The organism is Oleiharenicola lentus, from assembly GCF_051660365.1.
GTDB classification, from domain to species: Bacteria; Verrucomicrobiota; Verrucomicrobiia; order Opitutales; family Opitutaceae; genus Lacunisphaera; species Lacunisphaera lenta_A.
This window is the reverse complement of sequence record NZ_JBOZXB010000001.1, coordinates 2,218,659-2,232,866: the sequence shown is the minus strand read 5'-3', so window position 1 is coordinate 2,232,866 and position 14,208 is coordinate 2,218,659. Positions and strand designations below refer to the sequence as shown.

General features: G+C 59.6%; 10 protein-coding genes. 3 read left to right on the top strand and 7 right to left on the bottom strand.

The window, feature by feature from the left end; translation table 11 throughout:
• Positions 1–6 precede the first annotated feature (6 nt).
• Positions 7–1,209, top strand: a complete 1,203-nt coding sequence (locus ACRRQW_RS08345) for a glycoside hydrolase family 88 protein (RefSeq protein WP_438480823.1) — start codon at positions 7–9, stop codon at positions 1,207–1,209.
• 353 nt (positions 1,210–1,562) lie between these two features.
• On the opposite strand, the gene ACRRQW_RS08340 is transcribed toward ACRRQW_RS08345, so the two are convergent.
• From ACRRQW_RS08340 to ACRRQW_RS08310, 7 genes are all read right to left on the bottom strand, one after another.
• Positions 1,563–2,597, bottom strand: a complete 1,035-nt coding sequence (locus ACRRQW_RS08340) for a hypothetical protein (protein WP_438480822.1) — start codon at positions 2,595–2,597, stop codon at positions 1,563–1,565.
• A gap of 45 nt (positions 2,598–2,642) precedes the next feature.
• Positions 2,643–4,205, bottom strand: a complete 1,563-nt coding sequence (locus ACRRQW_RS08335) for a glycosyl hydrolase family 28 protein (RefSeq protein WP_438480821.1) — start codon at positions 4,203–4,205, stop codon at positions 2,643–2,645.
• A gap of 58 nt (positions 4,206–4,263) precedes the next feature.
• On the bottom strand, positions 4,264–5,826 hold the full coding sequence (locus tag ACRRQW_RS08330) for a glycosyl hydrolase family 28-related protein (protein ID WP_438480820.1): 1,563 nt from the start codon (positions 5,824–5,826) through the stop codon (positions 4,264–4,266).
• Positions 5,827–5,921: 95 nt separating this feature from the next.
• Positions 5,922–6,932, bottom strand: coding sequence for a glycoside hydrolase family 130 protein (locus ACRRQW_RS08325; protein WP_438480819.1), 1,011 nt, complete (start codon positions 6,930–6,932; stop codon positions 5,922–5,924).
• A gap of 10 nt (positions 6,933–6,942) precedes the next feature.
• Entirely contained in the window at positions 6,943–7,569 is a 627-nt protein-coding gene (locus ACRRQW_RS08320) for an SGNH/GDSL hydrolase family protein (RefSeq protein WP_438480818.1), read from the bottom strand.
• The gene (locus tag ACRRQW_RS08315; protein ID WP_438480817.1) at positions 7,566–8,825 is read right to left on the bottom strand and encodes an MFS transporter; all 1,260 of its coding nucleotides are present in this window, start codon (positions 8,823–8,825) and stop codon (positions 7,566–7,568) included. The genes ACRRQW_RS08320 and ACRRQW_RS08315 overlap by 4 nt, the downstream gene beginning before the upstream one ends.
• 94 nt (positions 8,826–8,919) lie before the next feature.
• Entirely contained in the window at positions 8,920–11,358 is a 2,439-nt protein-coding gene (locus ACRRQW_RS08310; protein ID WP_438480816.1) for a TonB-dependent siderophore receptor, read from the bottom strand.
• Between the two features lie 150 nt (positions 11,359–11,508).
• Here ACRRQW_RS08310 and ACRRQW_RS08305 point away from each other — a divergent pair, with 150 nt between their 5' ends.
• Both ACRRQW_RS08305 and ACRRQW_RS08300 read left to right on the top strand, forming a co-directional pair.
• On the top strand, positions 11,509–12,387 hold the full coding sequence (locus ACRRQW_RS08305) for a helix-turn-helix transcriptional regulator (protein ID WP_438480815.1): 879 nt from the start codon (positions 11,509–11,511) through the stop codon (positions 12,385–12,387).
• 86 nt (positions 12,388–12,473) lie between these two features.
• Entirely contained in the window at positions 12,474–14,066 is a 1,593-nt protein-coding gene (locus ACRRQW_RS08300) for an FAD-dependent oxidoreductase (RefSeq protein WP_438480814.1), read from the top strand.
• The last annotated feature ends 142 nt before the right edge of the window (positions 14,067–14,208 follow it).

The following is a 14,208-nucleotide window of genomic DNA, read 5'->3' as shown; positions in this document are numbered from 1 at the left end:
ACCCTTATGATTACCCTACGTCATCTCTTCGTGTGTTCAGTCGTATTTTTGGCTCCCGCTTTGTTCGCCGTCGAACAACCGATTCAGGAACTCGCGCGCGAGCAGTTTGCTTTCGCTGCGAAACAATACGCCGGAATTCTCAAACAGATGGAAAGCGACGCCACGCGCCTGCCGCGCACGGTCGTCGATGGAAAACTCAAGGCCGTCGGGCCCACCGATTGGACCTCAGGATTTTTCCCCGGCTCGCTTTGGTTGATCTACGAGCAGACTAAAGATCCGGCGCTGCTCGCCGCCGCGCAGGATTACACGAAGCGTGTCGAATCCATCCAGCATTTTACAAAGCACCATGATTTGGGCTTCATGCTCGGCTGCAGTTACGGCGAAGGCTGGCGCATCACGGGCGAACCCGCGTATCGCGACGTGCTCATCCAAGGCGCGCGCAGCCTCTCGACGCGCTACTCGCCGAAGACCGGCGTGATTCGTTCATGGGATTCGAAGCCGTGGATTTATCCGGTGATCATCGACAACATGATGAACCTCGGGCTGCTCTGGTTCGCGCACGTCGAGACGAAGGAGCCCGCGTTCCGCGAAATAGTCTTCAGTCACGCGGATAAGACACTCGCGAATCACTACCGCGCCGACCACAGCAGCTATCACCTGCTCGACTACGACCCCACCACCGGTGCCGTCACGCAGCGCAAAACGGTGCAAGGTTATGCTGATGATTCCACGTGGGCGCGCGGCCAGGCATGGGGCCTCGCGGGTTACGCCGCCGCCGCCCGCTTCACGAAAAATTCCGCGTATCTCAACCAGGCAAAGACGATCGCGGACTTCTTGCGCAATCACCCAAACCTGCCCGCCGACGGAATTCCGTATTGGGATTTCAACGCCCCCAATATTCCCCACGCGATCCGCGATGCCGCCGCCGGCGCGGTGATGGCGATGGGCTTGTGGGATCTCGCCTTGCAACTTGGGCCTGAAGCCGGCGCGCCGTATCGCGCCCTCGCGGAAAAACAAATCCGCAGCCTCGCCAGCCCGGCCTACCGCGCCGCGCTCAACGAAAACGGTAACTGGATCCTCATGCATTCGGTCGGCCACTTTTCGGCCAAGAGCGAAATCGATGTGCCGTTGAACTACACCGATTACTATTTCCTGAAAACACTTTCGCTCGTTCTTGGTGACAAGCCAGCGGTGAACGGCGTGCCTTGAGTCCGGCTCATCTACGACAAACCTCCACAGTGCGTCCGCGTTCCTCCGAACGATCCGCGCGGGTTTCGCCCCATAGACTGAACGCAGCGAGTAAGGCATGATGGCGAGGTTAGTTTAACCCACAACTCAACCTCTTGGAGAAATCATCCCATGGCTAAAATCAGCAGAGGCGGCCGCATGACGGCTGCCAAAAAACGTGCAGCAAAATCAGCTGGTGGCAAAGGCCCCATCAAGAACCGTCCCGCCGGCAAGCGGATCATGAGCACCTGATCTCTCGCAGATCAGTTCTCACTTATTGCTCTCTTTCAAAGACCGTCCTCAGGGGCGGTCTTTTTTTGCTTAGTCGCCGGCTGCTAGGGGTAATCCGCGAGGCGCAGTTTTTCCTCCGGCGTGAGATCAGCAGCTTCAATCCACTGCTGCGCGGTTTTGGGGGAAGCTTCCGTCCATTGGCGGAAGGCGCGTTGGAACGCGGTCTCACGAAGCTGGCGGTTTTCCAAAGAGAGTGCCCATTGCATCGTGGCGAGTGGATCGATTTTTGCCAGCTGCGGCGCCACCGTTTCCACGGCACGCGCCTGGCCTACACCGGGCGACATCGTCTTCACAAAGTCGCGCACGGTCGCGGGATCTTGCACCGACCACTTCGCAAGCATTGCGAGGCTGGTGAGTGGATCGATGGTGGAATGAAATTCCGCCGACTGGTTGGCCAGCCAGTTCATCGCGCTGGCGGCGTCTCGTTCGGCCCACGTCTGCGCCGCGCTGGCGAGGACCAAGGCTCGGGCGTCCAGCGGAGTAAGTGTTCCCGCCCACGTCAGCGCTTCCTCAGGATTTTTTCGCGTCCATACAGTGGCCACCGCAAGCGCCGTCAGTTGTTTTTCGCGGTCGGAGGTGAGTGTCGCGAGCGCGCTGGCCGCCGCTACCGGATCGGATTCCGCCCACGTGGCCGCGACTTCACGCAGGGCGCGCAGGCGGGTTTTTTCGTCCATCAACGTTTGCGCCCATGTAAATGCGCCCGCTGGATCGATTTTCGCAAACGCAGTCGCGACCTGACCGGCGGCGATTTGCTGAAAATCCCCGGCCGGGAGCGTCAGGATAATTTTTGCCGCCGTAGCCGGATCGGTGCGCATGAGTTCTTCGAGCGCGGAAGTTAAAATTCGGTCGAATTCCGGTCCTTGAAATAATTGGCCCGCGAGGCGGATAGCTTCGAGTGGTTCCGTGCGACTGAGCGCGAGCAAATCAGACTCACTGCGCGCAAGTGTGCGCACGGCTGGCGTATTCGCAGCGGTGGTTTTTTCGGCCTGCGAATTTCTGTGCCGCCCAACCACGACGCCACCGGCAACGAGCAGGGCAAGGGCAAAGCTCCCAAATAAAATAAAGAAACGTGGAGTCATGAGAGAAAAGCCCGCGCCGCGGTTTACGGCGCGGGCTGCAGGGAATTACTTCACAGTAATGTTAGTCGCGTTGACCACATCGGTGATATTCATCTGCCCGAGCGTCGTGGCGCGCGTGGTGCTGCCGGGCATGCGGATGTTTTCGAACGTAATTGTGTCGAAGCTGCGACCAGCGCTGTAGCCGTGAATAGCTCCGGCGGTCGTGCCATCGTCACGCACGTTGATGTTTTTCAGGTAGACGCTGAAGACATCGCTACCGCCCAGGCCGTCGGCGTTTTGGATGATGGAGTGAAACCAGACGCGGTGGCCGGCGTTGAAGGTCGGCACGCGCTCGATGTCGATTGATTCAAAGCGAATCGCGTTCGCGTCAGCTGTGCCCCATTTCGCATCCACCCCAATGCCAATCGACGCGGAGAACACCGTGCCGTTGACGAAACGCACGTTGCTTTGCGGTTGGTTGATGCCCTGACCGACTTTGAAACCATAACAGTAAGTGTAAGACACACAGTTTTCGAACAGCACGTCGTCGACGACCTCAGGGCTGCCGGGCCAATTCACGGTAATGCCGGTGCCCGCCCAGGTTTTCGTGGTGAAGGGATCGTCGAGCGCGATCCCAATGGCGTTGCGCACCACGACGCGCTGGCTCTCGTTCACATCGATGCCGTCGTCTTCACCGAGGTTGAGCGAGTTGAACATTTTCAGGTTGGTGAAAAGCAGATCGTTCGAACGCGCGGGGATGATGCCCCAGGTGCCGGCGTCACGAACGAGGATTCCGTCCATCGTGAAGTTGGAACACCCGAGCGGAACCACGATGTTGCACGCGAAATTATAGTTCGCGATCGAGTAGGCCGCGTTGCCATCGAGCGTGCCACGTCCGTAGATTTTCACATTGTTCGCACCAACGGAGGTTTTGATCCACCACGAGAGCCAGCGATTTTGTGAAGACTTGAACGCGTCTTGCGTGTAATTCGCCGGCGTGCCGTGGAAGCGAAACACCGCGCCCGGCTCCATGAACAGGTGCACATTGCTTTTCAGCGTGAGATTGCCGACGTAATAAACGCCACTCGGCACATAGACGATGCCGCCGCCCGCGTTGTGCGCCGCGTCGACCGCCCCTTGGATTCCCGAGGTCGCCCACCCGGAGCCGTTGTTCGGCGCGTTGAACGGTGACGCGACGACATTATAGATGCCCGCGCCCGAACTGGCGGGCTTGGTGTAAGGCGGATCAATCGCGATAACGAGACGCCGCAGGCCGTTCATCGCGATGATAAGGTAACGTTCCTGGCTTAATGTGAACGCCATCGTGCTGCCGCTCACCGTGGGTGTAATGCCAAGCTTGGCTGGACTGATCGCCCACTGGGTGATCGCACCGCTGAGCAGCGTGACGCTCAAATTCATCGAGCCGGATACACGCGAGAAATGCGCGTAGTCGTAGCCGCCATCGAATTTGATGACGGGCACGCTTACCCCATCCACCGAGAGCGAATACGTAGTGGAAGCCGGAAATACATACGGCCGGGGATACGCCTCGATAACAGCCCGGGAAACCAAAGTGGCGGACAAACTCAGGCACGTAGCCGCGAAGAATCGCAGGAGTGATATTTTCATTTTGCGGGAGGATTTGGGTTAACAGGGGAATTTTCTGAATGGCCGTGCCGATCAGGCTTCAGCGAACAGTGATGTTCGTCGCGAATTGAACGCTCGTGACATTCATCTGCGAGAGCGTGGTCGCCCGCGTGGTCTGCCCGGGCATGACGACATTTTCAAAAGTCACGGTGTCGATGCGACTCGCTGAGTTCAGTCCCTCCAACGCCGCAGCGGTGTTACCGGCGTCGCGAACTTTGATATTTTTGATGTAAACGCCTGTGATGTTGGCTCCGCCGGTGCCGTCCACGTTCTGAATCCAACCGTGCCACCAGGCCGAATTGCCCCAGGAGTTCCCGTTCACGCGCTCGATATCGATGCCCTCGAAACGGGTGTTCGTGACGGGTGCACTCCCCCATTTGGCACTGATGCCGATGCCGATCGCGCAATCGAAGGCGACGTTGTTCACGAAGCGCACGTTGTTCTGGGGTTGGTTGGTGCCTTCGCCGATTTTGTAAGCGTAGAAGTCGGACCACGCGAGGCAGTTGGTGATGAGCACATCATCGACCGGCTCCGGGCTGCCCGGCCAGTTCACCGTGATTCCAGTGCCAGCCCATGTCTTTGAGCTGAACGCATCGTCATGCGCGATGGCGAGGCAGCGATCGATGACGATATTCTGGCTTTCGTTAACGTCGATGCCGTCATTTTCCAGGAGATTCATCGAGTTGAACATTTTCACATTTCGGAAAGTGCAGTTGTTGGAGCGCGCCGGAATGACCGACCACGTGCCGGCATCACGCACCACGATTCCTTCCATGGTGAAGTTAGCGGTGCCCAGCGGAACGACGACGTTGCAGGCAAAGTTGTTTGGCCCGATTGTGTTGGTGGCGTTCGCGTCAAGTGTGCCGCGCCCGTAGATTTTCACATTGGTGGATCCCACGGTCGTCTTGATCCACCACGTGAGCCAGCGATTCTGCGAAGTCTTGAAGGCGTCGTGCGTATAGTTGGCCGACGTGCCGTGAAAGCGGAAAACCGCACCGCCTTCCATAAACAGGTGCACGTTGCTCTTGAGGGTGAGGTTGCCAACATAGTAGCGCCCGGCCGGCACATACACGATCCCGCCGCCCGCATTATGGGTGTCATTAATCGCCGCTTGAATGGCCGCCGTGGCAAAGCCCACGCCTTGATTGTTGGCGCCATATCCCGTGACAACATTGCGGATCCCGGCTCCCGAGCTGGCTGGTTTGGTGTAAGGTGGATCGATGGCAATCACCAGGCGCCGCCCATCGGTGGCGACGATCAGATACTGTTCCTGGCTCAGGGAAAAACTCAGGGTATTACCGCTCTTCGTGGCGGCGATCGGCAATTTAGCCGGGCTGATGGCCCACTGGCTGATCGCACCGTAAAGCGTTTTCACCTGCAAATTCATCGACCCGGAAACTCGCGTGAAATGCGCATAATCATACCCGCCGCCAAAACTGGTGACCTGCACGTTGATGCCGTCCACGGTCAATGCGTAGGTGGAAGACGCGGCATATTCGACGATCGGAGGCAATGGATGGGTTTCGATGACGGCTCGAGAAACCAGAGTGCCAGCGAGGGCTAGGCACGTAGCGGCGACGAATCGCAGGAGTGACATTTTCATTTTGAGGGAGGGTTTGGGTTTAACAGGGAAATTTTTTCGACGGTCGCACCGACCGGGGGTAAGTCCGGGAAAATCAATTGGGTTTGGGGTATCAGCTACAGCGGTTCGCAGGCGGCGATGAGGGCGTCCACATGACCGGTCGCGAGCGCGACGCTCGTATCGGCGGCGCCGTAATAAAGGCGCACTTCGCCGGACGTCTCATCGAGAAGCAAACCGCAGGGGAAAATCACGCTGCCGCGAAATCCATCGATTTCGTAAGCGGCCTCGGGCGCGAGCAACGGTGTGCGCATGAGTCCGCGCACACGGGAAGGATCGTCAAGATCGAGCAAAGCGAGGCCCGCAAAATACGTTTTAAACCAACCGCGTTCTTCCCAACCGCAGAGGCGTTTCGTGTCGTCTTTCCACACCGCGTGTATCGGCGTCAGCCAGCCCGCGCGCGTGCGCACGGGCGGCGCGGCCGGGCCGATCTTGTTGTTCACGTAAGGCAATTCGTCGGGCCCGAGCAGCGGCACATTTTTTCCCCAGTAGCGCAAATCCGCCGAGCGAGTCAGCCAGATCGGAAACGCCTCGGGTTGCGGTCGCATGTAAACGGGAAACGGCCGCTCGAGGCGCACGAACTCACCGCCGATTTTTTCGGGAAAGAGCACCATGTTGCGATTGTCCGGCGACGTGAGGCTGATGAACGTGTAATGCTCGAAGTCCTCGGTTTCCGCGATCACGCCGCAAATGCCGTGCGCGGTATCGACCGCGAAGCAGAGCAGTGCATGCCCTTCCATGACCGTGATGCGCGGATCGTAAATGCGTTTGATAAACCCCGGCCCGAACCGCCCCGGATACAAGTGCGCCATGCCCGCGCGGGCGCGTTCCTCGTCGAGCACCGGTTTCGATGCGACCGTCCACTTGAGGCCATCGACGCTCGTCGCGAGGCCGAGATTCGTGCCGTCGAAACGCGCATCGCCCCAGCGGCCATGATCGTTGCGAAATAACATCACGTAACGTCCCTGGTATTTCGCGACCCCGGCATTGAAGACGGTCGTCGCCGGAAACGGGCAATCGGTGTGCTGAAGAATCGGGTTCGCGGCGTGCCGCTGAAGCAGAGAGTGCATGCTAGAAAAATTAATCTCGTGCTGAATCCGTCGGCCGCAGCGCGGCGCGCAAGGTGGGCAGCATGAATTGTTCATACGCCGCGACGCTCGGATGAAGTCCGTCGGGCACGTGGCGGGAAAACTCAATTTCGCCAATCGCGAGTAATGTCGCCCACGCCGGCGCGTGATCGATCAGCAACAAGCCGCGCTCACGCGCCACGTCACGATAGCCTTGCTCGTAACGCGCAAGATTCGGCCGGTGCCCATCGTGTCCCGCCGGCCGGCCGATGACTGGATTCATCACCTGCAGCACGACGATACATTCCGGCAATGTCGCTCTCACGCGATCGATCATCGCAATCAGATTTGTGCGCGCGTCCTCAAGACTAAGCGCGAAACGCGCCACGGCGTCATTGATGGCAAACTCGATAAATAACACATCCGGGTTTGCCGCGAGCACGCGCTCATCGAGATTCTCGACTCCCCAACGCGAATGCTGGCCGTTGCTCGCGGCGTTGGTGACGACAATGCCAGAACAACGCGCCGCCAGTTCATCGGCCAAAATTTCCACCCAGCCGCCGCTTTTCGTGAGACTCGTGCCGTAGAAGACCACACGGGCCCGCGGCCGCGACAGGGCGGTTTGCAGCGCGGTGCTCATTGGATCACTTCCGTGCTGGCCGGCTTCGCGCGACCGTAAGCGCGCCACAACACCACCGCCGCCAGGGGATGAAGCAGCGATCCGATCAGGATAATCGGCGTGTAACCGAAATTCCCGACGAGCCAGCCAGCCACCAGATTAAACAACACCGATGTGATTCCACCGGTCGCACTCAACACGCCGACGCTCGTCGCCACGGCGGAACGCGGCACCAGATCGGCGACAAACACATTGGTGAGAAACAACCAAGTCCCGCACATCACATAAAGCGCGGCGAGCAACGCGATCGCCAGGCCGATGGAGGGCGAAAACGGCAGCATCCACGCCAGCGGCGCGAGCAGCGCGGTCGCGACGAGCGGCAGGCTGCGCGCGCGTTTCAACGTCCACCCCCGTTTCACGAGCCGGTCGGACACGACCCCGATCGTCACATTGCCCAGCGTGTTAAACAGCGGCGGAATCCACGCCCACTGCCCCACTTGCGTGAGCGTGAGTCCGAGATGCTCCTGCAAAAACCCCGCGTGCCAGTAGAGCAGGAAAAACCAAAACGGATCGCTCATCACGCGAACGGCGAGCAGCGGCCACAAACTGCGTTCGCGCAAAATGCGCCACGCATTCGCGCGCGGCGCATCCGTTTTCTTTGGCGCATCCGCGTAAACCGGCGCGCTGTGATCCAGCACATACCACGCAAACGCCACGCCCAAGCCGATCACACCCGGCACGATGAACGCCATGTGCCAGCCGTAGCTCAAGGTCACCCACGCGACCAGCGGCGGCGTGGCGACCTGCCCGATGGCTCCGAGCGGCGACTTGATGGAAATCGCGGTCGCGCGCAGGTGTTTCGGAAACCAGTTCACGACAAACAGAATGCTGCACGGAATGATGCCGGCTTCCGCGATCCCGAGCAGCACGCGGCCCACGAGCAGCCATTCGAACGTGCGCGAAAATCCCATGAACACCGTCGCGAGCGACATCACGCCGATAAAAATCAGCGACATCACGCGTGTGCCCCAGCGGTCGATCCACGCGCCCGTGAACAAATACATCACGGTGTAAGGCACCATGAACGCCGTGATCAGCCACCCATATTGCACATCGGTCAGTCCGATGTCGTCGCGTAGCGTAGTCTTCAGCAGCGACATCACTTGCCGATCCACGACGAACAACACCGCGGCCACTGCGACAAATCCGAGGAGAATCCACGCTCGCAACGGCGCGCGCGGCACGTCGGCCGAGAATTCTTTAGGGGTGAGGCTCAAAACGTTTTAGGAAGACCGCGGTGCGCCAAATACGTCACGGCAGTTGGGATGGATTTGCCCGGTCGCTGCATGCAATGCAATGGCCGGGCAAAGATCAGAACGCTACGCCAACCTTGAAGAAAATTTTGCGCGGATCGGAGACGCTGGTGTTACCCTCGTAATATTCTTCGTCGGTCAGATTCTGCACATTGAAGCTGAAGGTCGTTTTGCGACCACCAAGTTTTGTTTCATAGGAAACCAACGCGTCGAACGTGGTGAACGCGGGATTGACGAGCAATGACGTGAGATCGTTCGCGCGGGGTTCGATTTCATCGACATACTTGATGCCTCCGCCGAGGGAGAAGCCTTTCAGCGCGCCGGTATCGAAGACGTATTTATTCCAGAAGGAGAACATGTATTCCGGAGCGTTGCGGAGGCGGCGGCCCTGGTTGAATTGACGCTGGAAGTCGATCAATGCGGGATTGATCGCCGGATCTTTGACGACTTTGGCCGTCCACATCCACGTGGCCGAGACGAGCGCCTGGTAGCGTTTCGTCGGCGACCAGACGATGTCGAATTCGCTGCCTTGGGCGCGCTCGAGTCCTCCCGAAGTCATGTAGCGGACACTACCAGGTTGCGTGAGACCGTTCGCATTGCGCGGGTCGCTGACGTCGGCATTGAAATCCGAGCGAGGAATATTGCTGCGCTCCACTTGGAAGACGGTGAGCGAACCGGAGAGATTGAATTTTTTAGAGTCGGCTTTGAGTCCGACGTCCCAGCCCGTGCCGACCTCCACCGGAAGATCCTGCGCATTGTCGGAGGGCAGCACGCCGCCCCCGGTGATCGTGCGGAAACCGTTTGGCGCGAAATTTTCGCTGTAGCTCGCGAACGCCGAGAAGTCTTCCGTCAGCTTGAAGGTAAATCCGTAGGTCGGCGTCACCGCTTTGCGATCAAGCGTGTCCTGCCCGTTGCGGCGGCGAATATCCTGCTCACGACGCACGCCGACAAGGGTCGTGAGCCGTTTCGAGTCGAACCATTCGCCAAACCAGCTCGCGGAAATGCCTTTGGTCGGATTGATCTGATCCGCGCCCGCCACTGGCACGGAAAGCGTGGCCGGAATATTTTTTAGGTAAATCGGCGCAGCGGCGCGGGCATCGTAAAAGCGATAGAAATTCGCGCCTTCTGGCGAACCGGCCGCGTTCAACGCCAGCAAGCGCGCGACCCCGTGCGTGCGGGTGTATTGGCCGCCGATCACGAGCTTGTTTTCCACGAACGGGAAATCGAATTTGAACAACGCATCGAGTTGATGGATCCAAGCCCGCGAACGGATGCGTGAGCCTGAAGGATTCAGATTCACTGTGCCGTCACCGTTGCCGAGCGTGAGCGCAGAGCGCAGGTCACGCGTGAGTTCTTCGCCGAAGTTGGCACCGTAGCGCAGCGTGAGCCACTCGGTGGCGCGGAAGTTAGCCTCGTAAGTGGCGTTGTGCGAGGTGCGGAAAATATACTGGTCTTCGCCGCCGGTGTTAAAATAAAGACCACGCGAGGACACTTCGGGAATATAATCCGTGATGCGGAACGGCGTCACGCCGGTCACGAGCGTCGTGTCCGCGATCCATTGATTGATGTTGGTGCGCCAGCGGGCTTGCAGCTGCGCGGGCGTGAGGCCAAGCGCCGTTTGATAGGTGGTCGGCGGCGCGGCGTAATTCGCGAGGTAAGTGCGGTTGCCGATGAGCGTGTAAGGCACGAAATTACGGTCGGCCCGCACGTATTCGTATTCGAAATTCATCGAAAGACGGTCGTTCACCTTCCACGCGAGCGACGGATTGAACGTGTCCTGCTGCGTGTAGGTGAAATCACGCCAGTCGTCGGAATCCAATCGCGAGGTGAACACACGATACGCGAGGCCGGTGTTGCCAATCGGGCCGGTCAGATCGACGCGCGCTTTCTTGAAATTATCGCTACCGTAAGTGACATCGACCGAGCCCCCGAACTTCGTGCTCGGCCGGCGGGAAATAATATTCACCACGCCACCCGGTGCGGATTGGCCGAAGAAAACGGAAGCCGGGCCTTTCACGATTTCGACGCGCTCGGCGTTTTCCGTCGTGAGATTCGCCGTGCGGCGAAAGCCGTTGCGAAGAAAAACATTGGGCACGAATCCACGGATCGTGCTGCTCGTGCTGTTCGGCAGGAAAAGATTGCCTGCTTCAAAATTTGCTGAGTCGCCGCTCACGCCGGAGACGTAGCGGATCGCGTTTTGAAAATTATACGCCGCCTGGTCGTCGATGAGCTCGGCGGTGATCACCTGCACATTCAGGGGTGTCTGAATAATCGGGATGCCGATGCGAGTCGCGGTAAAGGCGGTCGTGGCGCCGTAACCGATGTCGCGCGAGGCACGCACGACGAACTCGGAGAGTTCGAGCGTGTCCTCGGCGGAAACACCGGCGGGTTTGGGGTCAGGCACGCTTTGCGCGAACGCGCTGAGCGTCGCGGCGCCGAGCAAGAGAGCGAGACGCGATGCCGCCATCGCTCCAGCGGAGGTGTGGGATAATTTCATAAGGGTTAGGGTCGGGGGTCTGGCCAGCCGTGGTCGGCTGCGGGGGTTGTGGAAATTTAATCTTCCCACGTTCGCAGCCTGCGCCGCCTGCGCCCACAAAACCAGCAAGCAGGCTTGCGCGGATTTTCCGCGATGTTACACAATTTTGCCATGCCCCATGCCAGCGGACCTTTTCTCGAACAGATTCCGCTCGCTGAATGGGCGCACCTTCACGCGCACTTGATCTGGATCTACGACGGGCCTGTGAGTGCATTCGGTCGCACGGGCCAGCGCGAGGCACCGCACCTCACGGCGTGGCTGCTGCGCGCGGGTGAAGTGGAATTAAAAGTGCGCAACCTCCACCTCACCGCATGCGCCGGGGAATGGTTGTTTCCACCGGCGGGCAAGGTCTGGCGGCGCTTCTCCGAAGACGCGCGCATCCTTTCCGTGCGCTACCGCGCGAGCTGGCCGAGCGGCGAAGAACTTTTCTCCGACGGCTTGGGGGTGAGTTTGCGCGCGAAGGAATACCCTGAACTCGAACGCGCGGCACGACCGCTCGCGCAGTTCGTCAAAAAACAATTTCCGAAACCCGATACTCACCTACTCGCGGCACCGGCCACGCTGGAGACGCACCTGCGGTTGCAAAAACTGTTTGCGGCGTGGCTCGATGCGAGCGTCAGCGCGCTCGGACGTGCCGGGTTGGTGCCCGCGCGCATGGGCCACATCGATGCGCGGCTGCTTCGCGCCGTGCAATTAGTGGAGCGACACAATCTCGCCACGCTATTTGCGGAACGCGCGCTCGCCGACGAGATCGGGTTGAGTGTAAGCCAGCTCAACCGGCTTTTCCTGCATCAGTTCGGCGTGAGTTCTCACGGTTACTACGATCGCCGGCGGCGTGAATACGCGATTGCGGCGCTGCGCGGTTCGTCGCGCACCGTGAAGGAGGTTGCCTACGAACTCGGCTTTTCGTCGCTGCCGCATTTCTCCGCGTGGGCCAAGCGACGCCTCGGCCACGCCCCCCGCGCCTACCGGTCGAAAGCCACGTCGTGACAAAATAACATAACTTTAGGCCGCGATGTCGTAAGCGGGGAAACTGGTGCGCACCTGATGGCGATTCCAATGTGAGTCACCCCATTATGCCTCTCCCCCGCTACTATCAGCCGGCCCCACTTCTTCCGCTCAACGCAGCTCCGTTGATTGTCGACCTCTGCGTTTATGGCGCAAACGCCGCCGGCGTGATGGCGGCGGTGCAGGCGCGGCGCTCCGGTTTGAGCGTGGCGCTGCTCAATCCGGCGCAACAGATCGGCGGACTCACCACCGGCGGACTCGGCTTCACGGATTTTGGCAATAAGTCTGCCGTTGGCGGACTCGCGTTGGAGTTTTATCGGCGGGTCGGGGCGCATTACGGCAAAGCGGAAGAATGGTGCTTCGAGCCCAGCGTCGCGGAGAAAGTGCTCGCCGCATTTCTCACCGAGGCGGACATCACCGTCCATCACGGACACTACATTAAATCCACCAGCGTGACGCACGATGCGTCCGGCCGGCCGCGACTCACCGAGATTGTCACGACGAGCGGGCTACGCGTGCGCGCGGCTTACTTCATCGATTGCAGTTACGAGGGCGACCTAATGGCGAAGGCCGGCGTGTCGTTTATCGTCGGTCGCGAAAGCAGCGCGCGTTACGGCGAATCGTTCAACGGTCAGCAAACATGCGCGACCCACCAGTTCGACCGGCCAGTCGATCCTTACATCGCGCCCGGTGACCCTGCAAGTGGCCTACTGCCGGGGATCGATGCGGACGCGACGTTCATTCCCGGCAGCGCCGATCGCCGCGTGCAGGCTTACAATTTCCGCATGTGCATGACGAAACGTGCAGATGTGCGGGTGCCTTTCCCGAAACCGACCGGCTACAATCGCTGTCACTATGAATTGCTCGCTCGCTATTTTGCAGCCGGCGGGGCGCGGCAGGCATTTGTGAAGTTCGAGCGCATTCAAAACGCAAAAACCGACACGAACAACCACGGCGCAGTTTCAACGGATTTTATCGGAGCTAATTGGGCCTGGCCGGAAGGTGACTACGAGACCCGCGAGAAAATTTTCCAAGCCCACGTCAGCTACCAGCAAGGTTACCACTGGTTCATGGCCAACGACCCGGCAGTGCCGGAGGAAATCCGCTCCGTGTATGCGCAGTGGGGTCTGTGTTCGGATGAATTCACCGCCACCGACCACTGGCCGCACCAGCTTTATATCCGTGAAGCGCGGCGTTTGGACGCGGAAGTCACCACCACGCAGAAGCATTGTTTCAGCATGATCGTGGAACCCGACCCAATCGCTCTCGGCGCTTACGGGATGGATTCGCACAATTGCCGGCGCTTCGTGCACCAAGGCATGGTGCTCAACGAGGGCGACGTGCAGGTGAAACTCCCGCGCCCTTACGGCATCAGTTACCGCTCGATTATTCCTCGCGCCAAGGAATGCGCCAATCTCCTCGTCCCGGTCTGCGCCAGCGCGAGCCACATCGCTTACGGCAGCCTGCGCATGGAACCTGTCTTCATGATCCTCGCGCAATCCGCGACGATCGCCGCCGCGCTCGCGCTCGACGCCAAGCATGCCTCGGTGCAAGAGGTCTCTTACCAGGACTTGAAGCTGCATCTGCTCAAAGCGGGCCAAGCCATCAACGCAAGTCCCTCGCTGCTCAACCCCACCAGCGGCAACGAATCGCTCGATTAGTTTCGCCCCAGCCCGACCTCCAGCCGCCCCTCTGCCGGACAACTCGCCCACGCCGTGCACGGCGTTTCGCGGCGCGATTTTTTTACGGGGCAATTTCAATTTCACTCACAGGGAAATCCCTGAAACGCGCAGGCTGGCCGCC